This window comes from Starkeya nomas (assembly GCF_902703545.1).
GTDB classification, from domain to species: domain Bacteria; phylum Pseudomonadota; class Alphaproteobacteria; order Rhizobiales; family Xanthobacteraceae; genus Ancylobacter; species Ancylobacter moscoviensis.
The window spans coordinates 3,359,928-3,385,162 of the sequence record NZ_CACSAS010000001.1; the positions used below are offsets into that span (position 1 = coordinate 3,359,928).

The following is a 25,235-nucleotide window of genomic DNA, read 5'->3' on the forward strand; positions in this document are numbered from 1 at the left end:
GCGCCGCCGGGGGGATCGGAGTAAGTAGGGAGGTGATGAGGGGGGCTCATCGCCGGCCCATGCTGGAAACGGATGCTCGAAGCGTGTTGAACCTTCCCCTGTTCCGCACCCGCAATTGCCTTGCCTGGCTTACCGCGGGTCTCGTTGCGACCGCCTTGCTGGTTCCCGCCGCGGCGCGGGCCACGCCGTCGCTCGTCATCGAGGTCGAAAGCGGCAAGGTTCTGCTGGCCGACGACGCCACCAAGCCGTGGTACCCGGCCTCCGTCACCAAGCTGATGACAGCCTATGTGACCTTCAAGGCGCTCCGCAGCGGCCGCCTCACGCCGCAGACTCTGATCACGGTGTCGGAGAACGCGGCGGCGCAGAAGCCCTCCAAGATGGGCTTCCGGGTCGGCACGCAGGTGACGGTCGACAACGCCCTCAAGATGATGCTGGTGAAGTCGGCCAACGACATGGCCGTGGTGCTCGCCGAGGGCGTCAGCGGCTCGCTGCCGGCCTTCATCGCGGAGATGAACGCCACCGCCGCCGAGCTCGGCATGACCGGCTCGCACTTCGCCAATCCCAACGGCCTGCCGGACCCGGACAACGTCTCCACCGCGCGCGACCTCGCGGTGCTCGCCCGGCACATCCTGCTCGACTTCCCCGATCAGTCCGACCTGTTCCGCATCCCGGCGATGAAGCTCGGGCCGTCGGTGATCCGCAGCTACAACAAGCTGATCGACCGCTATCCCGGCGCGGACGGCATGAAGACCGGCTTCATCTGCGCCTCCGGCTTCAACCTCGTCGCCAGCGCCAAGCGCGGCAACCGGCACCTCATCGCCGTGGTTCTGGGCACCAATTCCGGCCGCGACCGCACCGAGCAGGCCGCCCTGCTGCTGGAGCGCGGCTTCCAGCAGTCCTGGAACATTTTCGGCAACATGTCGCCGACGGTCGATTCGCTGCGCAACGAGGGCGGCGCCCCGGTCGACATGCGCAAGCTGGTCTGCGGCCCGCAGCGCAAGACGGTCGCCTCCGAGGCCGATGACGACAGCGGGCCCGCCGCGAGCGGCTATGTCGCCGCCGGCATGGCCAGCCTTGGCGACGGCGTGACCGGCGCCAGCCTGCTGCAGCAGCTTCCGCCCTCCATGGCCCCGGTCGAGGTCTGGGTCGGCCCGGTGCCGAGCGCCGAGGCGCTCGCCGCCGCCTATCCCCCGCCGCCGGAGAAGAAGAAGCCCGCCGGCACGAAGACGACGGTCAAGAAGAACGCCAAGGGGCAGACCACGGCGGTGATCGATCCGAACGATCCGGCGGCGAAGCCGACGCCGAAGCCTGCCGCCAAGCCGGCCAAGCCCGCCCAGAAGCCGGCCAAGCCGAGTGCCAAATCGGCGAGCGCGCAGCCCGCGCCATTGCCGAAGCCGGCTCCGGCGCCTAGCTATCCACTCGTTCCCCCGCCCCCGCAGTAGCGCCACCGGCGCGCGGCACGGCGACCATTCTCTCTCGCGCGGCACGGCTGTTCCGCGCGACGGCCAGGATTTCGACCATGAGCGAGGAGCCCCGCCTCCCGCCGGAGCCCATTCCGGTCACGCTGCTCACCGGCTTTCTCGGCGCCGGCAAGACGACGCTGTTGAACGAGCTGCTCCAGCAGCCCGGCCTCGCCGACACCGCCGTGCTGATCAACGAGTTCGGCGAGATCGGCCTCGACCATCTGCTGGTCCAGCATTTCGACGACGCCACCGTGCTGCTCGCCTCGGGCTGCCTGTGCTGCACGGTGCGGGGCGATCTGGTCGAGGGGCTGGAGCAGCTCCTGCGGCGCATGGACAACGGCGTCATTCCGCCCTTCCGCCGCGTGGTGATCGAGACCACCGGCCTGGCGGATCCCGCGCCGATCCTGCACGTGCTGATGATGCACCCCTATCTGGTGATGCGCTTCCGGCTGGACGGCGTGGTGACGGTGGTCGATGCGGTGAACGGCGCCGCGACGCTGGACGAGCATCCCGAATCCGTGCGCCAGGCGGCGATCGCCGACCGCATCGTGCTGACCAAGACCGATCTCGTCGACACGCCGGAGCGCCGGGCCGGACTCGATGCGCTGCTGGCGCGCCTCTCCCGCCTGGCCCCCGGCGCCCCGGTGCTCGACGCGGCGAAGGGCGAGGCCACGCCGGCCGCCCTGTTCGAGGCCGGGCTCTACGATCCCTCGACGAAGATCCCCGACGTCTCGCGCTGGCTGGCCGACGAGGCGGTGGCGGCGGCCGAGGAAGCCTCCCGCACCCACGCCCATGACGAGAACCGCCACGACGAGCGCATCCGCGCCTTCACCGTGGCGACGGACGCCCCGGTCTCCGCCGCGGCCATCGACATGTTCCTGGAGCTGGTGCGCGGCACCCATGGCTCCAAGCTGCTGCGCCTGAAGGGCATCGTGAAGCTCGCCGAGGACCCCGAGCACCCGCTCGTGCTGCACGGCGTCCAGCACGTCCTGCACCCGCCGAGCCAGCTTCCCGCCTGGCCGGACGACGACCGGCGCACCCGTCTGGTGATGATCGTGCGCGATGTCGAGCCGGCGGTGATCAAGCGCCTGTTCGACGCCTTCATGGGCCTGCCGGCCCCGGACCAGCCGGACGGCCGGGTGCTGGCCGACAACCCGCTGGCGCCAGCCACGATGCGGCGCTGAGACGCCGCCCGCGTGCCGCCGGCCGGGTCACTGGCCCGGCGCGGGCGCCCCGTTGATCAGCACCTGCGTCTCGCCGGAGGCGGGCGCTCCCGCCGGTGCGGCCGCGGTCGTCGAGGCCGCGGCCTCCGCCTTCGGGTCCGGCACGGCGAGCACCATCGCCCAGTAGACGCCGTACTTGCTGCGCGGCGCGCGCGCCGCCGCGATGCCGAGCCGGGTCGCGCCGGGCATCAGCATGTTCTTGTTGTGCGAGGGCGAATCCCGCCAGCCGGAGAAGGCTTCGGCCAGCGTGTGATAGCCGGCGCCGACATTCTCCGAGGCGCGCAGCCCGCTGAAGCCGGCCGCCTTCAGCCGCGCGGTCAGGCCGCGCCCGCCGATATTGTGGGAGAGCTGGTCGGCCGCCGCCATCGACTTCGCCTGCCGTTCCGCCACCGCCATCAATACCGGATCGATCGTCACCGCCGGCAGGCCGCGCCCGCGCCGGTAGTCGCTCAGCAGCGAGGCCGCCGCCTGCGGATCGAGCGCGCCGCCCTTCGCGATATTGGCATAGAAGGTCTCGTCGACCGGCCCGCCGGAAGGCGGCGCCGCCGCGCAGCCGGCGAGCAGCACGGGCACCAGCAGGAGACCGGCGAGACGCTTCAGCAGGAAGGACTTCATGGGGTTTCTCGACTGAGAGGAGAGCGCCGGCGCCGCGCCGGACGCTACGAATCGGCGGGAGCGTCGTCGTCCTTGCTGTCGGCCGCGCCGATCGGGCCGCCGCGATAGATGCTCCACGGCGTGTAGGGAATGCCGATCTTCGCCGCCTTGAGCCGGTCCAGCACGGCGAAATGCAGGTCGCTCTTCACGGTGAGCGCATAGTCGACATTGGCCACCACGCAGCGCAGCTCGAACTGCAGATAGCTGTCGCCGAACCCCATGAGGAAGACGCGCGGCGGCGGGCTGCGCAGCACCTGCGGATGATCGCAGGCGCAGCCGATCAGGATGTCCCGGATCTCGTCCGCGTCGGCGTCATAGGCGACGTTGACCTTCACGATCACCCGGCCGGTGGTGTTGGCGTGGGTGAAGTTCTTCACCATGCCGGTGATCAGGTCCGAATTGGGGATCAGCACCGCCGCGCGGTCGAAGGTCTCGATCTCGGTGGCGCGCACGCTGATGCGCCGGACATAGCCTTCCTCACCCTTCACCGAGATGGTGTCGCCGACGCGGATCGGCCGCTCGGCCAGCAGGATCAGCCCCGAGACGAAGTTCGAGACGATGGACTGCAGGCCGAAACCGATACCGACCGAGAGCGCACCGGCGACCAGCGCGATGTTTTCGAGGTTGAGCCCGATCTGTCCCATCGCCATAGCGATCACGGCGATGGAGCCGATATAGCCGATGATGGTGGCGATGGAGTTCTGCAGGCCCTGGTCGAACGCCGTCTTGGGCAGGATCGCCACCGCGAACCAGCGCTGCACCGCGCGGGCGATGACGATGCCGACCACCAGGAACAGCACGGCGCTCAGCACGTCGCCGATGGCGATGGTGGAGTTGCCGATGGTGAAGCCGAAGGTGACGCGGCTCACCAGGTCGCGCAGGTCCGCCGTCGAGGTGCCGAAGGTTCCCACGACGACGACGACGATCACGATCACCGCCATCGCCTTCAGCACGCCGGCGACCAGCACCGACAGCAGTTCGAGGCTGGCCGGGCGCACGCCGAGCGTCTTGGCGACGCTGCGCGCCCGTGGGCCGCTGGCGATGGCGTCGATGAAGAAGGCGTTGATCAGCGCGATGACGAGATAGAGCGTTCCCGCCATCACCACCGCGATGAGCGAGCGGGAGGACAGAAAGGCGGCGAAGCTCACATAGCCGCCGATCAGGGCGCCGGCGATGGTCAGGTTCAGCACCCAGAAGGGGAACCGGATCCATTGCAGCGCCGTGGAAGGCGCACCCGTACCCGCCTCCTTGGCCTCCGGCTTGCTCTCCGACACGGCGGGCGCGCCGTCGCGGGCGGCCGCGCCGTCGCCGTCATCGCCGTCCCCGTCGCCCATCTCGGCGTTGAGGGCGCGCATGGCGCGGGCGGCGACGAGAACGAGACCGATGGACATGGCGGCGCTGGTCGCCACCGTCAGCGGAACGGGCGCCACCAGCACCCGGTGCAGCGTGTTGAGCAGCGCCCCGGCGGCGAGGATCCACAGGCCGGTCGCGGCATGGCCGTAGATCAGCCGCGCCATGTTCTCCGACAGCGGCACCGCCCGGCGCCGCGCCTCGCCCGGCGCCAGGGCGCCGGCGAGCAGGCCCCGGCCGATGGCGACGATGGAAACCGCCAGCAGCACGCCCTGCGCCAGCTCGTTGATGCGTTCGGGGACGAGATCGAAGGCATTGAACAGCGTCAGCACCGCGAAGGTCGCCACCGGCGCCGCGGCCATGCGCAGGATCGCGACCAGCGCCGACAGCGAGCAGGCCCTCAGCCGGGGCAGCGGTTCATCGTCGCCGCCGAGATCGGCGCGGCGCAGCGGCCGCGAGAACATGTTCTGCGCGGCGACGACCAGCCCGATGATGACGAGCGCGCCGAAGGCCACGCCGAGCTGGCCCCAGATCGACATGCGCGCGCCCGCATAGGCGTTCCAGTCGTTCATCAGATAGCGGACGCCGCGCCACTCCACCGGCACGGCCGCCGCCGCCTGAAGCCAGAGCGTGGGGTCGAGCGCGCTGTAGGAGCGCGCGAACAGCGTGTCGGTGAACATCGCCCGCCGGCGGCCGGTGATGCGATCGGAGAGCTGGTCGGCGCGCACGTTCAGCAGCTTGGCCTGCTTCAGCACCGCATCGAGCTCGCTCGCCCGCGCCGCCAGCGCCTCGCGCTCGCGGGTGATGGAGGCGTCCTCCGGCGGCGCGTCGTCCGCCGGCTTGGGGCCGATCTCCTTCACGCGATTGGTCATGTTGGCGAGCAGCGGCTCCAGCAGCGTGATCGCCGCGCCGAGCTCGGTGCGCACCGGGTCCAGCCGGTTGCGCAGCTCGTCCAGATCCACCGACCGCAGGCCGTCCCGGCCCAGCGCCGCCTCGACGCCGTCGACGATCGCCCGCTGGCCCTCCAGCTTCTCCTGTACCTGCGATTGCTCGGGGGGCGCCTGCGCATGGCCGGCTCCGGCCGGCAGCAGCACCATGAAGGCAATGAGAAGCGCGGCGAACCACGAGAACAGGGCGCGCGCCGGCATCATCGCGCGGCCCCCTGCGGCGACGCCTGCGCGCCGCGCATCAAGGGGTTCGCCGATGGCAATATCGGTGACAATGGAATGAGAAAGCATCATCAGGAGGCGGATTCGAACCCGGACCCCCCCTGTCTCAGGCCCGATAAAGGCCAAGTCAAGGCGCATCCGCCGCTTGCACCGGGCGAATGCCGCCTCAGTTGCCGCGCATGGTCGGCGGCAGCAGGCGCTCCTGCAGGTCGAATGCCGAGGAGAAGATGGCGAAGACGTCGCCGAGGAATTCGCGCGTCTGCGAAAACAGCGTGGCGCGAGGAGCGCGCATCCGGCCGATCATCTCCTCGTCGTCCAGCGACAGCTCGGCCGCGTGGTGGACGGCGAGGTTCTTCATCGGGCCGTTATTGGGCAGGAAGACCACCTGCAGTTCCTCGATGCCGCGGTTCTGCGCCAGCAGCACGAGATGGCGCATCAGCGCCGAGCCGATGCCCTTGCCCTGCCACGGCCGCTCGACGCTGAACGCCGCCTCGGCGGCGACCGGCTTGCCGGGCCTGCGGGTCAGCGGGTGCAGCTCGGCGACGGCACGCAGCTCGCCCTCGACGAAATAGCCGAGCGCGCTCGCCTCGCTGGAGACGACACGCGTAGCGTGGCGCGTCAGGGCGGCATCGGAAACGACACCGCCGAAACGCATGAAGCGGCTCAGCGGATCGAGACGCAGAAGATGATCGACGACAAGCTGCCGTTCCGCCGGCACCAGCTTGCGGATATGGCCCTCCAGCCGCTCGCCCGCATGCTCATGCGGAGCCGCTGCGGCGGGGGCAAGGTCCTCCTTCACGGAGGTGGATACGGAATCGGTCATGGCGTCGGCCTCGTCTGGACCGCCCCTGTTGCGCTGCAGCAGAAATATGCGCACCGCAAAACAATACAACTCCCGCGACTGCATGGCTCGCATGCGGCGCGCGAGCCGGATGCCCGATGACTGCCCGACAACGCTCTTTTCTACGCCGCAATCGGCCGCCGGCCAATGCGTATCATCGCCGAGGAGCGCCCTCGTTCAGCGGCTCACGCTCGCCGACTGGTTGCGGCCTACCATCTCGGTGATCGCCTGCCGCAGCGAGCCCTCGGCGGTGACGCCGAAATTGTAGTGGCTCATCGAGAACGGCCCCACCTTGCCCGGATGCGCCGACCGGAAGCCGACATAGACGCCGAGGAAGCCGCCATTCGGCGCCAGCAGCGCCGCGCCGGACACGCCGCCCTCCGCGTCGCAGTCGATCGCCACCTCGCGCAGGCCGCTCGGCGTCGTCGCCGTCACCTGCCGCGCGCGGCAGCCCTGCAGCGAGTAATTCTCCTCGCCTCCCGCGCGGGCTGCGGCGGCCAGCACGATCTCGCCCGGCACGCTCATCGCCTTGGCGGGCATATAGGGCTTGGCGCCGATGACGGCGTTCGCCAGCGGCACCACCGCCCAGTCCTTCACCGCCGGCTCGGCATAAGGCTCGCGGGCGCCGCAGATCACCTCGTCGACGTCGATGGGCACCACCTGCCGGCTGCCGCCCGCCTCGATCTCGAAGGTGCAGCTATCCCCCGTGCCGCGCGGCTCGCCGCCGGGCGCGAACAGCACATGGGCGGCGGTCACCAGCACGTTGCTGGCGCCGACGAGTTGGCCGGTCCCCACCGCCGAGCCGCAGCGCACCAGCCCGGTGGCGCCGAAACGGGTGGAAACCGTAGACGCGGAGAGACCTTTCGACCGGGCATATTCATCCCGCGTCTGGCGTCCGTCCTCGTCGATGATGATGGCGGAGGAGGGAAGATCGCCGGCCGCCGCATTCTTGCGCTCCAGCGCACCGGCGGGCGTGGCGAGGTTGCAGGCGGCGACAAGGGTCAGGCACAGCGCCGGGAGTGCCCGGCTACTCTGGAACACACGCTGCAACTGCATACGGTCCCCGCTCCCGCTCGTGAGAGGGGAAACATTGCGGGAACGACTGAGGCCGCGTCAAGGCGGAAGACGGGTCGCGCGATGGCGGGTGGCGAATCGCGGCCTCGCGCGCCGCAGCCCTGCCATGCGAATCCCTCATCCGGCGCGCCGGCCTTGCGGGAACGTCGCCTCCCCGCCCCTTACGTTTCGGCAGATTCCGGCCTTTTCCGGCACCTTCCGCGGCCTCGGCCGCCGGCCCGGCACCCGGCCCCGACCTTCGCATGAGAAGGCCCCGTCGCGCTTGCTGCCGCGCGCCGCTCCCGCTAAGCGTGCGCTGCAATATGGCAGGAGTGGTCCGAGATGGCGGACATGGTGACGGCGGAAGCCGGCGGCTCGGTGCTCGCGGCGCGGTATGTCGCCCGCATGGCGGTCGGCGATCTGACGCCGGATTCCGGGCAGGCCCGGGTCGTCGCCGCGTTGGCGGCGCTGGAACAGCGCATCGCCGCCCGCCGCCTCGCCCGCAAGACCTCGGCGCTGGGCTGGCTCTTCGCCCGCCGCGAGGACACCGTGCCCCGCGTGCGCGGTCTCTACATCCACGGCGCGGTCGGCCGCGGCAAGACCATGCTGGTCGACCTGTTCTACGAATGCGTCGCGGTGCGCAAGCGCAAGCGCCGCGCCCATTTCCACGAGTTCATGGCCGACGTTCACGCCCGCATCTTCCAGGTGCGCGCCGACATGAAGACCGGCAAGATCAAGGATGGCGACCCCATCGCCCTGGTCGCCGCCGCCCTCTACGAGGAGGCCTGGCTCCTCTGCTTCGACGAGTTCCACGTCACCGACATCGCCGACGCGATGATCCTCGGCCGCCTGTTCGAGAAGCTGTTCGACCTTGGCGTCGTCATCGTCGCCACCTCCAACGTCGCACCGCAGGATCTCTACAAGGGCGGCCTCAACCGCGCTCTGTTCCTCCCGTTCATCGGCATGATCGAGGAGCACATGGAGGTGGTGCGCATCGATTCCCCCACTGACTACCGCATGGAGAAGCTCGGCGGCGCGCGCATCTGGTACGTGCCCGCCGCGTACGAGAGCATGGCGGATGTCGACCGGGAGATGGACAAGGTCTGGCACCGCATCGCCGGCATCGACGGCGGCGCCCCGGCGACGCTGGTTTCCGCCGGGCGCACCATCCCGGTGCCGCGCGCGGGCGGCGGCGCGGCGCGCTTCTCCTTCCACGACCTGTGCGGCGTGCCGCTCGGCGCTTCCGACTATCTGCGCCTCGCCCGCGCCTATCATACGCTGGTCATCGACCACATCCCCCGGCTCGACCAGGACCGCCGCAACGAGGCCAAGCGCTTCATCACGCTGATCGACGAGCTCTACGAGAAGGGCGTGAAGCTGGTCGCCTCGGCCGAGGCGGAGCCCGAGACGCTCTACACCGGCACCGAGGGGGCGGAAGCCTTCGAATGGGCGCGTACTGTCTCGCGCCTGCACGAGATGCGCTCGGAAGAGTATATTGCACGTCCGCATGGACGCGGTGATTCCGAGGCCAGCGGCGACACGACGGGCCTTGTCGAAACCTGATCGGGCGAAAGCGTGCCCAACGCCGTTTTCGGGGTTGATCGGCCGGGCGCGACGCCCAAATCTGGAGCCTGCCCCCCCTCTCACGGACGCTCCCGGCATGAGCAGCCGCCTTCACAAGAACGACGCGCCGACACACACCTGCGCCCTCACCGGCCGCATCGTCTCCTCCCGCGACGGCGTGCGGCTCGACATGCTCCGCCCGGCGCTGGCGGACCACATCCGGGCGCTGCATCCAGCCATCCCGGCGGACGCCTATATTTCCCGCGCCGCGCTGGCCAAGGAGCGGGCCGCCTACATCGCCGCCACGCTTCAGGCCGAGCGCGGCGACCTGAGCCAGCTCGACCACGAGGTCATCGACAGCCTCGCGGCCAACGACATCCTGACCGAGAATGTCGAGCTGTCGATCGAGGGCAACCGCACCTTCGGCGAACGCGCGGCGGACACCATCGCCTCCTTCGGCGGCAGCTGGACCTTCATCATCTCCTTCATGGTGTTCATCAGCATCTGGATGGCGCTGAACATCGCCGGCCTGCTCGGGGCCTTCGATCCCTACCCGTTCATCCTGCTGAACCTGGTGCTGTCCTGCATTGCCGCCCTTCAAGCGCCCGTCATCATGATGAGCCAGAAACGGCAGGAGGCGAAGGACAGGCTGCGCTCGGAGAACGACTATCGCATCAACCTGAAGGCCGAACTCGAGATCCGCCATCTTCACGAGAAGATCGACCACATGCTCACGCGCCAGTGGGAGCGGCTGGCGGAGATTCAATCGATACAGATCGATCTCATGGAAGATCTCGCGCAGAGAAGGCGCTAGGCATCTTGTATTTCGTATACCAATACAGTGTCCGAAAGTCGTAGTGGCGGGGAAATACGCACGTGACCTTCATCGCTTGAACCCCACGACGATAAGGTTTATCGGAAGCCGCGCGCGGCGGACCGCCGCACCCTCCCCCTCGGAAAGTCAGGAAATCTCATGGCTCGAGCAAAGATTGCACTGATCGGGGCCGGTCAGATCGGCGGTACTCTCGCCCTTCTCGCAGGCCTCAAGGAACTCGGCGACGTCGTTCTCTTCGACGTGGCGGAGGGTGTTCCGCAGGGCAAGAGCCTCGACATCGCGGAAGCCGCGCCGGTTCTTGGCTTCGACGCCAAGCTGGTCGGCACCAACGGCTATGAGGCCATCGAGGGCGCGGATGTGGTGATCGTCACCGCCGGCGTGCCGCGCAAGCCGGGCATGAGCCGCTCCGACCTTCTCGGCATCAACCTGAAGGTGATGGAGCAGGTCGGCGCCGGCATCGCCAAGTTCGCCCCCGACGCCTTCGTCATCTGCATCACCAACCCGCTCGACGCGATGGTGTGGGCGCTGCAGAAGGCCTCCGGCCTGCCCACCCACAAGGTGGTCGGCATGGCCGGCGTGCTGGACTCCGCGCGCTTCCGCTACTTCCTCGCGGACGAGTTCAACGTCTCGGTCGAGGACGTCACCGCCTTCGTGCTGGGCGGCCACGGCGACGACATGGTGCCGCTGGTGCGCTATTCCGGCGTCGCCGGCATCCCGCTGCCGGACCTCGTCAAGATGGGCTGGACCACGCAGGAGAAGGTCGACGCCATCGTCGAGCGCACCCGCAAGGGCGGCGGCGAGATCGTCAACCTGCTCAAGACCGGCTCGGCCTTCTACGCGCCGGCCGCCTCGGCCATCGAGATGGCGACCTCCTATCTGCGCGACAAGAAGCGCCTGCTGCCGGCCGCCGCCTATCTCGCCGGTCAGTACGGCGTGGACAAGCTGTATCTCGGCGTGCCGGTGATCATCGGCGCCGGCGGCGTCGAGCGGATCGTCGAGATCAGCCTCGACGGTGCCGAGCAGGCCATGCTCGACAAGTCGATCGCCTCCGTCCAGGAGCTGGTCGCCGAGTGCCGGAAGATCGCTCCCGACCTCGGCAAGTGAGGCGGGGCCTCGCGCCGGCGGGCCGCCGAGGCGGTCCGCAAGGTCGCGAGGACGTGATGGCCTCCGGGCCGAAGAAAGACCGGCGGGGCTCGCCCCGCCGCCTGCGATGCCCGACAGTGGCGTCGATATTGCTTTGCGTATCCAGCGATGCGTTTTCGCATCCCGGTGCCGCATTCCTGCGGCATTCCTGACGTGAATACGGGACCCTATATAGAAGCCTACCGACTTTCGCTCCCGATCCCGGAGCACCGCAGGCAGCCCGACCCGCAGGTTTCGGGCGATCTACGGCAAGAAAGCACTGCCACCGGACCGCAACGGTCCCCCAGGAGCCGACTATGTCGCGCGCGGACGTGAACGAAGCTTTCCTCAACACCTCCTTCCTCTACGGCGCCAATGCGGCCTGGATCGAGGACCTCTATGCCCGCTACGAGGCCGACCCGGCCTCCGTCGATGCCGAATGGCAGGCCTTCTTCGCCGGGCTGAAGGACGTCCCGGCCGATGTGGAGAAGAGCGCCCGCGGCGCCTCGTGGAAGAAGCAGGGCTGGCCGATCCACGCCAATGGCGAGTTGGTCTCGGCGCTGGACGGCAACTGGATCGAGGTCGAGAAGGCGGTCGGCGACAAGCTCAAGGCCAAGGCTGCCGAGAAGGCACAGAAGGCCGGCATCGAGCTGACCAGCGCCGACGTGCAGCAGGCCACCCGCGATTCCGTCAAGGCGCTGATGATGATCCGCGCCTACCGCATGCGCGGCCACCTGCATGCCAAGCTCGACCCGCTCGGCCTGGAGCCGGTGCGCGCCGCGCCGGAGCTCGACCCCGCCTCCTACGGCTTCCGCGAGGCCGATCTCGACCGGCCGATCTTCATCGACCACGTGCTCGGCATGGAGTTCGCCACCGTCCGCCAGATGGTCGCGATCCTCCAGCGCACCTATTGCGAGACGCTGGGCGTCGAATTCATGCACATCTCCTCGCCCGAGGAGAAGGCCTGGATCCAGGAGCGCATCGAAGGGCCCGACAAGGAGATCACCTTCACCCGCGAAGGCAAGCGCGCCATCCTCAACAAGCTGGTGGAGGCCGAGGGCTTCGAGAAGTTCCTCGACGTGCGCTACACCGGCACCAAGCGCTTCGGCCTCGACGGCGGCGAGAGCCTGATCCCGGCGCTGGAGCAGATCATCAAGCGCGGCGGCAATCTCGGCGTGAAGGAGATCGTGTTCGGCATGGCCCATCGTGGCCGCCTGAACGTGCTCACGCAGGTCATGGGCAAGCCCCACCGCGCGCTGTTCCACGAGTTCAAGGGCGGCTCCTGGGCCCCCGACGAGGTGGAAGGCTCCGGCGACGTGAAGTACCACCTCGGCGCCTCGTCGGACCGCGAGTTCGACGGCAACCAGGTGCACCTGTCGCTCACCGCCAACCCCTCGCACCTCGAAATCGTCGACCCGGTGGTGCTCGGCAAGTCCCGCGCCAAGCAGGACCTGCTGCACGACAGCGAGCGCACGCAGGTGCTGCCGCTGCTGCTGCACGGCGACGCCGCCTTCGCCGGCCAGGGCGTGGTGGCCGAATGCCTCGGCCTGTCCGGCCTGAAGGGTCACCGCACCGGCGGCTCGATCCACTTCATCATCAACAACCAGATCGGCTTCACCACCTATCCGCGCTTCTCGCGCTCATCGCCCTATCCGTCGGATGTGGCGAAGACCATCGAGGCGCCGATCTTCCACGTGAACGGCGACGATCCGGAGGCCGTGACCTTCGCGGCCAAGATCGCCACCGAGTTCCGCCAGCGCTTCAAGAAGCCGGTGGTGGTGGACATGTTCTGCTATCGCCGCTTCGGCCATAACGAGGGCGACGAGCCGGCCTTCACCCAGCCCTTGATGTACAAGGCCATCAAGCAGCACCCGACGACGCTGGAGCTCTACGCGAAGAAGCTCGAGGCCGAGGGCGTCATCGAGGCGGGCGAGATCGACGCGATGCGCGCCGACTGGCGCTCGAAGCTCGACACCGAATACGAGGCGGGCCAGGCCTACAAGCCGAACAAGGCCGACTGGCTGGACGGCCGCTGGGCCGGGCTCAAGGCCGCCGCCGGCGAGGACGATCCGCGCCGCGGCAACACCGGCGTCGAGATCGACACGCTGCGCGAGATCGGCGACCGGATCACCTCCGTGCCGGAGGGCTTCCACGTCCACCGCACCATCCAGCGCTTCCTCGACGCGCGCCGCAAGGCGATCCTCGAGGACGGCGCCGGCCTCGACTGGTCGACGGCGGAGGCGCTGGCCTTCTCCACCCTGCTGCTCGATGGCCATCCCGTGCGCCTGTCCGGCCAGGACAGCGAGCGCGGCACCTTCTCGCAGCGCCATTCCGTGCTGATCGACCAGGAAAACGAGGACCGCTACACCCCGTTCAACCATGTCCGCGAGGGGCAGGCCCATTACGAGGTCATCAACTCGATGCTCTCGGAAGAGGCGGTGCTGGGCTTCGAGTACGGCTACTCGCTGTCCGAGCCCAACGCCCTCACCCTCTGGGAGGCGCAGTTCGGCGACTTCGCCAACGGCGCGCAGGTGGTGTTCGACCAGTTCCTCTCCTCGGGCGAGCGCAAGTGGCTGCGCATGTCCGGCCTCGTCTGCCTGCTGCCGCACGGCTATGAGGGCCAGGGCCCCGAGCACTCCTCCGCCCGTCTGGAGCGCTACCTGCAGATGTGCGCAGAGGACAACATGCAGGTCGCCAACCTGACGACGCCGGCGAACTACTTCCACGCCCTGCGCCGCCAGCTCAAGCGCGACTTCCGCAAGCCGCTCATCCTGATGACGCCGAAGAGCCTGCTGCGCCACAAGCGCGCCGTCTCCAGGCTCGACGAGATGGCCGCCGGCACCTCGTTCCACCGCGTGCTGTGGGACGATGCGGACGCCACCTCCGGCCACCGCACGCCCGAGGCCATCAACCTGAAGGCCGACGACAAGATCCGCCGCGTCGTCCTGTGCTCGGGCAAGGTCTATTATGACCTCTACGAGGAGCGCGAGCGCCGGGGCATCGACGACATCTACATCCTGCGCGTCGAGCAGCTCTTCCCGTTCCCGCTGAAGACGCTGGTGCAGGAGCTCTCGCGCTTCAAGCAGGCGGAGATCGTCTGGTGCCAGGAGGAGCCGAAGAACCAGGGCGCCTGGGCCTTCGTGCAGCCCTATCTGGAATGGGTGCTGGAACAGACCGGCTCCGCCTCCAGCCGGCCGCGCTACACCGGCCGCCCGGCCTCCGCGGCGACCGCGACCGGCCTGATGTCGAAGCATCTCGCACAGCTCAAGGCGTTCCTCGCGGACGCGCTGGGCTGACGTTTCACGAAACTCGAGGGAGTGCCGGCCACGAGGGTCGGCGAACGGTGAGGAAAAACGAGCATGGCCACCGAGATCCGCGTTCCGACGCTGGGCGAATCGGTCACCGAGGCGACGATCGGCAAGTGGTTCAAGAAGGCGGGCGAAGCGGTCGCCGCCGATGAGCCCATCGTCGAGCTGGAGACCGACAAGGTCACCATCGAGGTGCCCGCTCCGGCGGCCGGCGTGCTCTCCGAGATCATCGCCAAGGACGGTGAGACGGTCGGTGTCGGTGCCCTGCTCGGCTCCATCGGCGAAGGCGCCGGCGCGGCAAAGGCGGCTCCGGCCGCCGTCCCCGCCGCAGCCAAGGCGGAAGCGCCCAAGGCCGAGGCCCCGAAGCCGGCTCCGGCTCCGGCGGCTCCCGCCGCTGCCCCGGCCGGCGCCAACGGCCCGGCGGTGGCCAAGCTCGCCGCTGAATCCGGCCTCAACCCGGCCATGCTCGCCGGTTCCGGTAAGGACGGCCGCGTGACCAAGGGCGACATGCTCGCCGCCATCGCCACCGGCGCCGCTGCGGCTCCCGCCCCGGCCCCGGTGGTCGCCCGCGCGCCCTCCGCGCCGGACGATGCCGCCCGCGAGGAGCGGGTGAAGATGACCAAGCTGCGCCAGACCATCGCCAAGCGGCTGAAGGACGCGCAGAACACCGCCGCCATGCTCACCACCTTCAACGACGTCGACATGACGGCGGTGATGAGCCTGCGCGCGCAGTACAAGGACGTGTTCGAGAAGAAGCACGGCGTGAAGCTGGGCTTCATGGGCTTCTTCACCAAGGCGGTGATCCAGGCCCTGAAGGACGTGCCGGAGGTCAATGCCGAGATCGACGGCCAGGACCTCGTCTACAAGAACTTCTACCACATCGGCATCGCCGTCGGCACCGACAAGGGCCTCGTCGTGCCGGTGGTGCGCGACGCCGACCAGCTCTCGGTCGCCGGCATCGAGAAGGCCATCGCCGGCCTCGGCCGCAAGGCGCGCGACGGCAAGCTCGGCATCGAGGACATGCAGGGCGGCACCTTCACCATCACCAATGGCGGCATCTACGGCTCGCTGATGTCGACGCCGATCCTCAACGCGCCGCAGTCGGGCATCCTCGGCATGCACCGCATCGAGGAGCGTCCCGTCGTGGTGAAGGGCCAGATCGTCGCCCGCCCGATGATGTATCTGGCGCTGAGCTATGATCACCGCATCGTCGACGGCAAGGGCGCCGTGACTTTCCTCGTCCGCGTCAAGGAAGCGCTGGAAGACCCGACCCGCCTCGTGCTGGACCTGTGATCCGGGGGTCTTCCCGGCGGAGGACGCAATGACCTATCTGAGCGAATTCGCGGCCCTGATGGCCGTATTCGCGGTGGTGATCGTGGCGCCGGGGGCGGATTTCGCCCTCGTCGTCCGCCAGAGCGTGGTCCATGGCCGACGCGCCGCGCTGGTCACCAGCTTCGGCATCGGCGCGTCGCTCCTGTTCCACATCAGCTACACGCTGCTGGGCATCGGCCTCATCGTCTCGCAGTCGCTGGCGCTGTTCGCGCTCATCAAGTGGCTGGGCGTCGCCTATCTCGTCTATCTCGGCGTGAAATCGTTCTTCGAGAAGCCGCTGGAGATCGACGAGGGCGAACTCGCGGCCGGCGCGCATTCCCGCCGACCGCTCTCCCTGCCGGCCTGCTTCGGCATGGGCTTCCTCACCAACGCGCTGAACCCGAAGCCCGTCCTGTTCTTCCTGTCCCTGTTCACCGCTCTGGTGAGCCATGAAACCCCGGCGGCCGTGTCGTTCCTCTACGGCATCGGCATGGCCACCGCGCTCGTCGCATGGTTCGCCGGCGTCACGCTGTTCTTCACCAATCCGGTCGTGCGCGCCCGTTTCAAGGCGTGCGGGCGCTGGTTCAACCGGGTGACCGGGGCGACCTTCGTGCTGCTCGGCCTGCGCCTCGCCGTCCAGAAGGTCGGCTGACGATCCCCGACATTTCCCGGAAGTCTCCAAGGAACCGCCCATGTCCTCCTACGATCTCGTCGTCATCGGCACCGGCCCCGGCGGCTATGTGTGCGCCATCCGCGCCTCCCAGCTCGGCCTCAAGGTCGCGGTGGTCGAGAAGCGCGCGACCTTCGGCGGGACCTGCCTGAACATCGGCTGCATTCCCTCCAAGGCGCTGCTGCATGCTTCGCACCTGTTTGAGGAGGCTGGCCACGGCTTCGCCAAGATGGGCATCGGCGTGGGCACGCCCAAGCTCGACCTCAAGGCCCTGCTCGGCTTCAAGGATCAGGCGGTGGAAGGCAACACCAAGGGCGTCGCCTTCCTGATGAAGAAGAACAAGATCGACACCTATCACGGCACCGCGTCGATCCCCGCGCCCGGCAAGGTCGACGTCGCCATGGCGGACGGCTCGCAGAAGGCGCTGGAGACCAAGGCCATCGTCATCGCCACCGGCTCGGACGTGGCCAAGCTCCCCGGCATCGAGATCGACGAGCAGCGCATCGTCTCCTCCACCGGCGCCATCGCGCTGGAGAAGGTGCCGGGCAAGCTGCTCGTGGTCGGCGCCGGCGTCATCGGGCTGGAGCTCGGCAGCGTGTGGCGGCGCCTCGGCGCCGAGGTGACGGTGGTCGAGTATCTCGACCGCATCCTGCCCGGCATGGACCTCGACGTGGCGAAGTCCTTCCAGCGCATCCTCGAAAAGCAGGGCATCGCCTTCAAGCTCGGCTCGAAAGTCACCGGCGTCGACGGCAAGGGCAAGACCCTCAAGGTCTCGGTCCAGCCCGCCGCCGGCGGTACCGCCGAGGTGCTGGAGGCCGACGTCGTGCTCGTCGCCATCGGCCGCGTGCCCTACACGGAAGGGCTGGGGCTGGAAGCGCTCGGCGTCGAGAAGGACAAGCGTGGCCGCGTCGTCACCGACCATTACTACCGCACCAGCGTACCCGGCATCTTCGCCATCGGCGACGCCATCGTCGGCCCGATGCTCGCCCACAAGGCCGAGGACGAGGGCGTGGCGCTGGCCGAGCTGCTCGCCGGTCAGGCCGGACATGTGAATTACGACGTGATCCCGGCGGTCGTGTACACCTCGCCGGAGGTCGCTTCGGTCGGCAAGACCGAGGAAGAGCTGAAGGAAGCCGGCATCGCCTACAAGGTCGGCAAGTTCCCCTTCCTCGCCAACGGTCGCGCCAAGGCGAACGACGAGACCGACGGCTTCGTGAAGATCCTCGCCGACGCGGCCACCGACAAGGTGCTCGGCGCCCACATCGTCGGCGTCGAGGCCGGCGAGATGATCCACGAATGCGCCGTGCTGATGGAGTTCGGCGGCTCGTCCGAGGACCTCGCCCGTACCTGCCACGCCCACCCCACCCGCTCCGAGGCGGTGAAGGAGGCGGCGATGGCGGTGGAGAAGCGCGCCATCCACATGTGAGGCGGCGGCAGAACCGCTGGTTCGCCGTCATGGCCGGGCTTGGCCCGGCCATCCACGCCCTCTCCTGCACAAGCCGGGCACGTCATGCCCGGCCCAAGGTCGGTATGACGTAGCCCCGGCATGACGTAGCCTTGGACGCCAAACCTGAGATCTCAAATGAAACGGCCCGGAAGTCGCCTTCCGGGCCGTCGTCATGTTCGGGGGAAGAAAGCCTGCGAGCTCCGGGCGTCAGGTACCCTTGGAATCGGTCTGCGTGGTCGGCTGCGCCGAGGCATGGCCCGGCGAGCAATCCGCGAGCGCGGCGCCGGAAAGTGCGGCGGCGAAGGACAGGGCACAGAGAGCGGTCACGATACGCTTCATCGAACGGTCTCCTCTCAGGGTGGATTCCCAAGGGGAAGTGTGTCCCAGCCCGGCCATGGTGAAAACCCCGGCAGCGGTTCCCCGGTGCCTCAATAGGCGGCAATCCCGGCGATCTCACGCACCCGTGTAGGTGAGGGCCTCGATCTTCCACCCGTCCGGATCGGACAGGAACGCCGCGTAATAGCCCTCGCCGTAATGCGGGCGCAGGCCCGGCGCGCCCTCGTCCCGGCCGCCCGTCCCAAGCCCGGCGGCATGGAACGCCTGCACGGCCCGACGGTCGGGCGCCATGAAGCAGAAATGGCAACCGGCGGGCGCAACGACGGTATCGGCGCGGTGCTGGATCCAGAACGGCGCGGCGCCCGGCGTCCCCTCGGGCGAGGGCTTCTCTCCGGCCGGGCCCCAGCACGCGGACCCTTCCGGTTCCTCGAAGGACGCCACCCGCACGAGGCCCAGCGGCGCCAGCACCGCGTCGTAGAAGGCGACCGAACGGGCGAAGTCCGAGACCCCGATCGACATATGCTCGATCACCGGGCGAATGAGCGTCATCGCGTTCCCCTTGGCGGCGGCGGGATCATCGGGCGCGCGGATGCGCCGCCTTCCAGGCGGCCATCAGCGCGCCCGAATCAACGGCCGCATAGATCTGCGTGGTGGAAAGCGAGGCGTGGCCGAGAAGTTCCTGGATCGAGCGCAGGTCGCCGCCGCGCCCGAGCAGATGGGTGGCGAAGGAATGGCGCAGCGCGTGCGGCGTCGCGCTGTCCGGCAGGCCGAGCCCGCCGCGCATGCGCTCCACCGCGAGCTGCACGATCCGCGGCGAAAGCGGCCCGCCCTTCGCCCCACGGAACAGCGGCGCCGCCTGCTCCAGCTCGTAGGGGCAGGCGCGGGCGTAGTCGTCGATCATCTCCAGCACCGGGCGGAGCACCGGCACCATGCGGGTCTTGCCGCCCTTGCCGTGAACGACGATCTGGTCGCCCCGTCCGGGTTCGGGCATGTCGCGGCGCGTCAGGCCCAGCGCCTCGGAAATGCGCAGGCCGGAGCCGTAGAGCAGCGCGAGCACCGCCGCGTCGCGGGCGAGGATCCACGGCTCGCGCGCCTCCCCCGCCCGCGTGGCCGGATCGGCGAGAGCGCGCGCGTCGCCCGGCGTCAGCGGGCGCGGCAGGGTGCGGGGAATGCGCGGCGCGCGCACCGCCGTCAGCGCCCCGACCTTGCCCAGCCCCTCGCGTTCCAGATGCCGGCCGAAGGAGCGCGCGGCAGCGAGGAAGCGCATCTGCGTGCGCGCCTCGATGCCCTCCGCCCGCCGCGCGGCGATCACCGCCCGCACGTCGCGCGGCTGAAGGGCGGCGATGTCGGCGACGCCGGGCTGCCGGCCGAGCTGGCGGGCGAGCAGGCCGAGAAAGCCCGCCACGTCGCGCGCATAGGCCTCGCGGGTCTTGGGCGAGAGCCGGCGCTCATGGCCGAGCCGGGCCAGCCAGTCGGCCAGCGCCTGCGCGACATCCGGCGCTGCCCCGGCGAGCAGCGCTATCTCCGCCCGCGCCGCCTTCTGCGCATCCGTGCTGGCCATGGCCGTGCTCCCGTCCCGCAATGACGCGCAATCGTGCCGCATCTTCCTTAAGTTTCGTAGACCGATGCTACCCCTTGCGCCGTCATGCCCCGGGCTTGGCCCGGCCATGACGTTGTCTTGCTCAACGAGCCGTCATCCCGCAAGGCGCCCCGATGCGCTATGAAGCCTCCCATGCCGGATACTCGCCCCGCCGATTCCCCCTCCCTCTTCCCGTCGCACGCGCGCGTCGTCGACGTCCTGCTGCCCGTGGCGGTGGGCTCGGCCTATTCCTACCGGGTGCCGGAGGGCATGGAGGTGGCGGTCGGCGATATCGTGGTGGTGCCGCTCGGCACCCGCCACATGCTCGGCTGCGTGTGGCCGCGGACGGAGGACTCCAGGGAAAGCCCGAAGCCCGTCGACCCGGCCAGGCTCAAGCCGATCCAGCGCAAATACGACGTCGCCCCGCTCCGGCCCGCGATGATCGACTTCATCCGCTGGATCGCCGATTACACCGTGACGCCGCCCGGCATGGTGCTGCGCCTCGCCCTGCGCCATGACGAGAGCGCCGGCGTCGCCCGCGAGCGCACCGGCGTGCGCCTCACCGAGCGTCGCCCGGAGCGCCGCACCAGCGCGCGCGAGAGGGTCATCGCCGCGCTGCTCGACGGCTTCGTGCGCTCCAAGAGCGACGCCGCGCGCGAGGCCGGCGTGTCGCCCTCGGTGGTGGACGGGCTCGTCGACGACGGCGTGCTGGAGACCGTCGTGCTGCCCCCCGAGCCCGCCGCCGAAGCTCCCGATCCCGATCATTCCCGCCCCGAGCTGCTGCCCGCGCAGGCCGAGGCCGCCACCCGCCTCGTCGCGGCGGTGAAGGCCCGCGCCTTCCAGCCCTTCCTGATCGACGGCGTCACCGGCTCCGGCAAGACCGAGACCTATTTCGAGGCGGTGGCCGAGGCCATCCGCCAGGGCCGGCAGACCCTGATCCTGATGCCGGAAATCGCCCTCACCCAGGCGTTCCTCGACCGCTTCGCCCGCCGCTTCGGCGTGCGCCCGGCGGAATGGCATTCGGCGGTGTCGACCAAGCGGCGCGGGCGCGTCTTCAAGGGCGTCGCCTCCGGCGAGGTCCGCGTGGTGGCGGGCGCCCGCTCGGCGCTGTTCCTGCCCTTCGCCGATCTCGGCCTCATCCTCGTCGACGAGGAGCACGACAACGCCTACAAGCAGGAAGACGGCGTGCACTACCATGCCCGCGACATGGCGGTGGTGCGCGCGCGGCTGGAGGCGGCGACTGTCGCCCTCGTCTCCGCCACCCCTTCCATCGAGACCGAGGTGAACGCCCGGCGCGGCCGCTACACCCGCCTCGCTTTGCCCGAACGCTTCGCCGGCACGAAGGTGCCCCGCCTCGAACCCATCGACCTGCGCCGCGAAGGGCCGCCGCGCGGCCAGTGGATCGCCCCTCGCCTCGCGCAGGAGATGGAGCGCACCATCGAGGCCGGCGGGCAGGCGCTGCTGTTCCTCAACCGGCGCGGCTATGCCCCGCTCACCCTGTGCCGCGCCTGCGGCCACCGCATCAAATGCCCCTCCTGCTCGTCCTGGCTGGTCGAACACCGCTTCCGCCGCCGGCTCGAATGCCACCAGTGCGGCTACGCCACGCCCGTTCCCACCGAATGCCCGAACTGCCACGAGCCCAATTCGCTCATTCCCTGCGGCCCCGGCGTCGAGCGGCTGCACGAGGAGGCGGCGAAGCTCATGCCCGACGCCCGCCTGCAGGTGCTCTCCTCGGACCTCGCCGGCGGGGTGGAGCGGCTGCGCGCCGAGCTGAAGGCGATCGAGGATGGCGAGGTCGACATCATCATCGGCACCCAGCTCGTCGCCAAGGGCCACAACTTCCCCGGCCTCGCGCTGGTCGGCGTCATCGACGCCGATGTCGGGCTGGGGCACGGAGACCCGCGCGCGGCCGAGCGCACCTTCCAGCTCCTGCATCAGGTCGCCGGCCGCGCCGGCCGCCATGAGATGGAGGGCCGGGCCTTCCTGCAGACCTACATGCCGGAGCATCCGGTGATGCAGGCGCTGGTGGCGGGTGACCGCGACGCCTTCTACGACCGCGAGATCGGCGTGCGCGAGGAGGCGCATCTGCCGCCCTTCGCCCGCTTCGCCGCCCTCATCGTCTCCGGCACCGATCCGCACGCCGCGCAGGCGCACGCCCGCGCGCTCGCCGCCTGCTCGCCCTTCACCGGGGAGGTGCGGGTGCTCGGCCCGGCCGAGGCGCCTCTGGCGCTGGTGCGCGGGCGCCATCGCTACCGCCTGCTGGCGCGCTCGGCCCGCCAGTTCGACCTTTCCGCCTATGTCCGGGCGTGGATGGCGGGCGCGCCGCGCGCGACGGGAAATCTGCGCGTCGAGATCGACATCGATCCGCAGAGCTTCCTCTAGCCGGTGCCCGCCCTGCTGCGTACCCGCCTAACCCCCTCCCCCTGCCCGAAGCCATTGACGAACCGGCGGCCGGCGCCTAGCTTCCCCCTCCATGATGAAGGTCACGAACGAGAGCGCGCTCATTCGCGCGGGACGGCGAATTCGTCGCCCGGCCGACAGGCTCGGCCGGGATTTCTGAACGCACGCCTTCCCAAATTCTCGTCATCGGACGCTAGCCATGAACGCCGGCCTTTATCGCCATCGCCTCGTCGTCGAGGCCGATGCCCATCCCAATCTCATGCTCCGCCTGCTCGAACCCTTCGCCGTCCACGACGTCCAGCCGACCCGCATCCGGCTCGACGGTCCGCCGGACGGCAGGATCGACCCGGCCGATCTCGGCGACATGCGGGCGGAGATCGCCTTCGTCGCCTCCCCCGAAATCGCCGAGCGCCTGTGGGCGCGCATCGACGTGATGGTGCCGGTGCGCACCTCCCATCTCGTCTCGAGCGCCATTGTGGAAGCGGCAGCCTGAACCATGCTGACCCAGCTCGGCGCCATCGCCCTCGTCGTGGCGCCGGTCTTCGGGCTCATCGGCCTCGGCTTCGTCGCCTCGCTCTCCGGCCACCTGCGTGAACGCGCGGCGGAGGGGCTGTCCGAATACGTGTTCGGGCTGGCCGTGCCGGTGCTCATCTTCAAGACGCTGGCCGAGGCGCGGCTGCCCGAGGAAGGCCAGCCCTGGGGCTACTGGATCGCCTATTTCACCGGCGCCTTCATCGTCTTCGCCATCGGCATGACGGTGGCGCGGCGCGTCTTCGGGCGCGCCCACACCGAAGCGGTGATCCACGGCTTCACCTCGGGCCAGGCGAACACCGTGTTCGTCGGCGTGCCGCTGATCCTCCAGGCCTTCGGGCCGGAGGGCGCGGTGCCGCTCTTCCTGCTCATCGCCATCCACCTCCCGATCATGATGGTGGTGGCGACCGTGCTGGCGGAAGGCGCCGCGGCGGGCGTCTCGCTCGCCACGCTGCGCCGGCTCGGCCGGATGCTCGCCTTCAATCCCATCCTCATCGGCATCTATGCCGGCGGCATCGCCAAAGTCGTCGGCTATGTGCCCGGCGGCGTGCTCAAGCAGACGCTGGACATGCTCGCCGCCTCGGCGGTGCCCTGCGCGCTGGTCTCGCTCGGCCTCGCCCTGCACCGCTACCCGATCCGCGGCGACATCGGCCCCGCCGTGGTCATCACCGCGCTGAAGCTCGTGGTGCACCCCACCATCGTCTATGTGCTGACACGCCTGCTGCCCATGCCGCCGGTCTGGGCGGACGTGGCGGTGGTCTTCGCCGCCATGCCCTGCGGCATCAACGCCTATCTGCTGGCGCAGCGCTACAAGGCCGGCGTCACCGCCTCGGCCAGCGCCGTCTCGCTGTCCACTGCCGCGAGCCTGTTCACCGTGACGGTCTGGTTCCTGATTCTCGGGGTGAGCTAGGTCGCGGAATCGTCGCGCAGGGGCGTGGCCGCCGTGAGCGCATCGTCCGGCTGCGGCCAGCGCGCCAGCGCCTCATGTCCCGCCGGCGTAAGGGCATAGACGCCCCGCTCGGTGCGCGCGAACCAGCCATAGACGTTGTCAAGCAGGATTTTCCCGGCATCCGGCGCCTGCGCGCGCAGCTCACGCGGACGCCGCGGCCCCGCCGCCATGGCCGCCGCGCAGGCCAGCGCCTGCTGCCGGTAGGCGGTCATGATCGGCGCGCGCGAGCCGCCGCCGGCAGCCGGATCCCCCCGCCGCCGCCGATGCTCCTCCACCAGCCGCGAGCGGCGGCGCGGATCCTTGCGCGGCATCGGTGCGACCGGGCTGACGACGATCTCCACCTCGCCGGCGGGCGATACGGCGAGCATGCCGAACCCCAGCCGGCGGCACAGGTTGCGGAATCGCGAGTCGCTCTCGCGCCCCTTTCCGCGCAACGAGGCCCGCGCCGCCAGCCACACCTCGTCGCAGGCGGCGGCCCGATCGACCGCCTGAAGCACCAGCTCCAGATTGAAGCTGAGCTTCATCTCGCCGATGACCACGAGCGGCGTGCCGTCCTGCGGGAGCGCGACCAGATCGCAACTGCCGATCTCCCCCTTGACGGAGAAGCCGAGCCCTTCGAGGAACCGTTTGACCGGCAGATAGAGAGAGGTCTCCAGGATCGGAACTCCGCTCGGGCCGGCCGGCAATCCGGCCGACAAGGATGAAGAGGCGTCAGCCGTGGGTCGGGGAGGATCTTCCGCCGCCCGCCGATGCGGTCTTCCGGGTGGCGAGCCAGATCACATGGCGCGCGCCACCGCCCCGGCCATTGGCCCGCACGCGCGCCTCCTCCACGCCGAACCCCGCCCGCCGAAGCCGCGCGGTGAAATCATGGTCCGGTGCCGAGGACCAGACCGCCAGCACGCCGCCGGGGCGCAGCGCAGCGCGCGCCGCCGCCAGCCCGGCCGGGCTGTAGAGACCGTCATTGGCCGCGCGCGTCAGCCCGCCCGGCCCATTGTCGACATCGAGCAGGATCGCGTCATAGGTCGCGCGGCCGTCGCCGATCAGGCCGGCGACATCGCCCTCGAACAGGCTGACGCGCGGATCGCTCAGACTTGTCCCGAAAATCTCCGCCATCGGCCCGCGCGCCCAGGCGACGACCGCCGGTACCAGTTCCGCGACCACGACCTGCGCATCGCCGCCGACCTCGTTCAGGGCGGCACGCAGCGTGAAGCCCATGCCGAGCCCGCCGATCAGCAGCCGCAACGCCGGGCGCGGCCCCAGCCGCGCGCAGACCAGCGTGGCGAGCGCCTGTTCCGAGCCGCTGAGGCGGCTGTTCATCAGCTCCGTGGCGCCGGCCATGATGGAGAATTCGGCGCCGCGCCGCTTCAGGCGCAGCTCGCCGAACCCGTCCGGTACTTTCGCGGTATCGAGCAGGGTCCAGGGAATCATCGG

21 protein-coding genes are annotated in these 25,235 nt (G+C 69.6%); 12 read left to right on the plus strand and 9 right to left on the minus strand.

From position 1 onward, the window contains the following. Positions 1-83 precede the first annotated feature (83 nt). Both STARVERO_RS16020 and STARVERO_RS16025 read left to right on the plus strand, forming a co-directional pair. Positions 84-1,442 (plus strand): D-alanyl-D-alanine carboxypeptidase family protein, encoded by a 1,359-nt coding sequence (locus STARVERO_RS16020; protein WP_244616786.1) that lies wholly within the window; start codon positions 84-86, stop codon positions 1,440-1,442. A 77-nt stretch (positions 1,443-1,519) separates the two neighbouring features. Continuing rightward, positions 1,520-2,647 (plus strand): CobW family GTP-binding protein, encoded by a 1,128-nt coding sequence (locus STARVERO_RS16025; RefSeq protein ID WP_159600000.1) that lies wholly within the window; start codon positions 1,520-1,522, stop codon positions 2,645-2,647. 27 nt (positions 2,648-2,674) lie between these two features. On the opposite strand, the gene STARVERO_RS16030 is transcribed toward STARVERO_RS16025, so the two are convergent. The 4 genes from STARVERO_RS16030 to STARVERO_RS16045 form a co-directional block, all read right to left on the minus strand. After that, positions 2,675-3,301, minus strand: a complete 627-nt coding sequence (locus STARVERO_RS16030) for a CAP domain-containing protein (protein WP_144340905.1) — start codon at positions 3,299-3,301, stop codon at positions 2,675-2,677. 44 nt (positions 3,302-3,345) lie between these two features. Next, on the minus strand, positions 3,346-5,841 hold the full coding sequence (locus STARVERO_RS16035) for a DUF3772 domain-containing protein (RefSeq protein ID WP_244616787.1): 2,496 nt from the start codon (positions 5,839-5,841) through the stop codon (positions 3,346-3,348). Between the two features lie 184 nt (positions 5,842-6,025). After that, positions 6,026-6,682: a GNAT family N-acetyltransferase gene (locus tag STARVERO_RS16040; RefSeq protein ID WP_244616788.1), complete on the minus strand. Its 657-nt coding sequence runs from the start codon at positions 6,680-6,682 to the stop codon at positions 6,026-6,028. A 195-nt stretch (positions 6,683-6,877) separates the two neighbouring features. Further along, positions 6,878-7,756: a trypsin-like peptidase domain-containing protein gene (locus tag STARVERO_RS16045; RefSeq protein WP_159600002.1), complete on the minus strand. Its 879-nt coding sequence runs from the start codon at positions 7,754-7,756 to the stop codon at positions 6,878-6,880. 339 nt (positions 7,757-8,095) lie between these two features. Here STARVERO_RS16045 and zapE point away from each other — a divergent pair, with 339 nt between their 5' ends. The 7 genes from zapE to lpdA all read left to right on the plus strand — a co-directional run bounded on the left by zapE (position 8,096) and on the right by lpdA (position 17,988). After that, the gene (zapE, locus tag STARVERO_RS16050; protein ID WP_144340908.1) at positions 8,096-9,316 is read left to right on the plus strand and encodes a cell division protein ZapE; all 1,221 of its coding nucleotides are present in this window, start codon (positions 8,096-8,098) and stop codon (positions 9,314-9,316) included. A gap of 97 nt (positions 9,317-9,413) precedes the next feature. Next, positions 9,414-10,130: a DUF1003 domain-containing protein gene (locus STARVERO_RS16055; RefSeq protein ID WP_144340909.1), complete on the plus strand. Its 717-nt coding sequence runs from the start codon at positions 9,414-9,416 to the stop codon at positions 10,128-10,130. 159 nt (positions 10,131-10,289) lie between these two features. Then, the gene (gene mdh, locus STARVERO_RS16060; protein ID WP_144340910.1) at positions 10,290-11,255 is read left to right on the plus strand and encodes a malate dehydrogenase; all 966 of its coding nucleotides are present in this window, start codon (positions 10,290-10,292) and stop codon (positions 11,253-11,255) included. A gap of 335 nt (positions 11,256-11,590) precedes the next feature. Next, positions 11,591-14,569, plus strand: coding sequence for a 2-oxoglutarate dehydrogenase E1 component (locus tag STARVERO_RS16065; protein ID WP_159600004.1), 2,979 nt, complete (start codon positions 11,591-11,593; stop codon positions 14,567-14,569). Between the two features lie 63 nt (positions 14,570-14,632). Further along, positions 14,633-15,874, plus strand: a complete 1,242-nt coding sequence (gene odhB / locus STARVERO_RS16070) for a 2-oxoglutarate dehydrogenase complex dihydrolipoyllysine-residue succinyltransferase (RefSeq protein WP_159600006.1) — start codon at positions 14,633-14,635, stop codon at positions 15,872-15,874. A 28-nt stretch (positions 15,875-15,902) separates the two neighbouring features. Next, the gene (locus tag STARVERO_RS16075) at positions 15,903-16,544 is read left to right on the plus strand and encodes a LysE family translocator (protein WP_159600008.1); all 642 of its coding nucleotides are present in this window, start codon (positions 15,903-15,905) and stop codon (positions 16,542-16,544) included. Positions 16,545-16,584: 40 nt separating this feature from the next. Continuing rightward, positions 16,585-17,988 (plus strand): dihydrolipoyl dehydrogenase, encoded by a 1,404-nt coding sequence (lpdA, locus tag STARVERO_RS16080; RefSeq protein ID WP_159600010.1) that lies wholly within the window; start codon positions 16,585-16,587, stop codon positions 17,986-17,988. Between the two features lie 228 nt (positions 17,989-18,216). Here lpdA and STARVERO_RS23720 read toward each other — a convergent pair whose 3' ends face one another. The 3 genes from STARVERO_RS23720 to STARVERO_RS16090 form a co-directional block, all read right to left on the minus strand. Then, positions 18,217-18,348, minus strand: a complete 132-nt coding sequence (locus STARVERO_RS23720; RefSeq protein WP_272482958.1) for a hypothetical protein — start codon at positions 18,346-18,348, stop codon at positions 18,217-18,219. Between the two features lie 114 nt (positions 18,349-18,462). Then, entirely contained in the window at positions 18,463-18,894 is a 432-nt protein-coding gene (locus tag STARVERO_RS16085) for a VOC family protein (RefSeq protein WP_159600012.1), read from the minus strand. A gap of 25 nt (positions 18,895-18,919) precedes the next feature. Continuing rightward, entirely contained in the window at positions 18,920-19,906 is a 987-nt protein-coding gene (locus tag STARVERO_RS16090) for a tyrosine recombinase XerC (protein ID WP_159600014.1), read from the minus strand. Positions 19,907-20,077: 171 nt separating this feature from the next. Here STARVERO_RS16090 and STARVERO_RS16095 point away from each other — a divergent pair, with 171 nt between their 5' ends. The 3 genes from STARVERO_RS16095 to STARVERO_RS16105 all read left to right on the plus strand — a co-directional run bounded on the left by STARVERO_RS16095 (position 20,078) and on the right by STARVERO_RS16105 (position 23,765). Continuing rightward, the gene (locus STARVERO_RS16095; protein WP_159600016.1) at positions 20,078-22,306 is read left to right on the plus strand and encodes a primosomal protein N'; all 2,229 of its coding nucleotides are present in this window, start codon (positions 20,078-20,080) and stop codon (positions 22,304-22,306) included. Positions 22,307-22,523: 217 nt separating this feature from the next. Continuing rightward, positions 22,524-22,817: a hypothetical protein gene (locus tag STARVERO_RS16100; RefSeq protein ID WP_144340918.1), complete on the plus strand. Its 294-nt coding sequence runs from the start codon at positions 22,524-22,526 to the stop codon at positions 22,815-22,817. A gap of 3 nt (positions 22,818-22,820) precedes the next feature. Further along, positions 22,821-23,765: an AEC family transporter gene (locus STARVERO_RS16105; RefSeq protein WP_159600018.1), complete on the plus strand. Its 945-nt coding sequence runs from the start codon at positions 22,821-22,823 to the stop codon at positions 23,763-23,765. Here STARVERO_RS16105 and STARVERO_RS16110 read toward each other — a convergent pair. Further along, positions 23,762-24,460: a DUF2161 domain-containing phosphodiesterase gene (locus tag STARVERO_RS16110; protein WP_200837922.1), complete on the minus strand. Its 699-nt coding sequence runs from the start codon at positions 24,458-24,460 to the stop codon at positions 23,762-23,764. The genes STARVERO_RS16105 and STARVERO_RS16110 overlap by 4 nt on opposite strands. A gap of 55 nt (positions 24,461-24,515) precedes the next feature. After that, positions 24,516-25,232 (minus strand): spermidine synthase family protein, encoded by a 717-nt coding sequence (locus tag STARVERO_RS16115; protein ID WP_159600022.1) that lies wholly within the window; start codon positions 25,230-25,232, stop codon positions 24,516-24,518. Positions 25,233-25,235: the final 3 nt, after the last annotated feature.

Coding starts and splice junctions, on each gene's coding strand:
- STARVERO_RS16025 (WP_159600000.1), top strand. CDS start 1,520: ATGAGCGAGGAGCCCCGCCTCCCGCCGGAGCCCATTCCGGTCACGCTG.
- STARVERO_RS16030 (WP_144340905.1), bottom strand. CDS start 3,301: ATGAAGTCCTTCCTGCTGAAGCGTCTCGCCGGTCTCCTGCTGGTGCCC.
- STARVERO_RS16035 (WP_244616787.1), bottom strand. CDS start 5,841: ATGATGCCGGCGCGCGCCCTGTTCTCGTGGTTCGCCGCGCTTCTCATT.
- STARVERO_RS16040 (WP_244616788.1), bottom strand. CDS start 6,682: ATGACCGATTCCGTATCCACCTCCGTGAAGGAGGACCTTGCCCCCGCC.
- STARVERO_RS16045 (WP_159600002.1), bottom strand. CDS start 7,756: ATGCAGTTGCAGCGTGTGTTCCAGAGTAGCCGGGCACTCCCGGCGCTG.
- zapE (WP_144340908.1), top strand. CDS start 8,096: ATGGCGGACATGGTGACGGCGGAAGCCGGCGGCTCGGTGCTCGCGGCG.
- STARVERO_RS16055 (WP_144340909.1), top strand. CDS start 9,414: ATGAGCAGCCGCCTTCACAAGAACGACGCGCCGACACACACCTGCGCC.
- mdh (WP_144340910.1), top strand. CDS start 10,290: ATGGCTCGAGCAAAGATTGCACTGATCGGGGCCGGTCAGATCGGCGGT.
- STARVERO_RS16065 (WP_159600004.1), top strand. CDS start 11,591: ATGTCGCGCGCGGACGTGAACGAAGCTTTCCTCAACACCTCCTTCCTC.
- odhB (WP_159600006.1), top strand. CDS start 14,633: ATGGCCACCGAGATCCGCGTTCCGACGCTGGGCGAATCGGTCACCGAG.
- STARVERO_RS16075 (WP_159600008.1), top strand. CDS start 15,903: ATGACCTATCTGAGCGAATTCGCGGCCCTGATGGCCGTATTCGCGGTG.
- lpdA (WP_159600010.1), top strand. CDS start 16,585: ATGTCCTCCTACGATCTCGTCGTCATCGGCACCGGCCCCGGCGGCTAT.
- STARVERO_RS23720 (WP_272482958.1), bottom strand. CDS start 18,348: ATGAAGCGTATCGTGACCGCTCTCTGTGCCCTGTCCTTCGCCGCCGCA.
- STARVERO_RS16085 (WP_159600012.1), bottom strand. CDS start 18,894: ATGACGCTCATTCGCCCGGTGATCGAGCATATGTCGATCGGGGTCTCG.
- STARVERO_RS16090 (WP_159600014.1), bottom strand. CDS start 19,906: ATGGCCAGCACGGATGCGCAGAAGGCGGCGCGGGCGGAGATAGCGCTG.
- STARVERO_RS16095 (WP_159600016.1), top strand. CDS start 20,078: ATGCCGGATACTCGCCCCGCCGATTCCCCCTCCCTCTTCCCGTCGCAC.
- STARVERO_RS16100 (WP_144340918.1), top strand. CDS start 22,524: ATGAACGCCGGCCTTTATCGCCATCGCCTCGTCGTCGAGGCCGATGCC.
- STARVERO_RS16105 (WP_159600018.1), top strand. CDS start 22,821: ATGCTGACCCAGCTCGGCGCCATCGCCCTCGTCGTGGCGCCGGTCTTC.
- STARVERO_RS16115 (WP_159600022.1), bottom strand. CDS start 25,232: ATGATTCCCTGGACCCTGCTCGATACCGCGAAAGTACCGGACGGGTTC.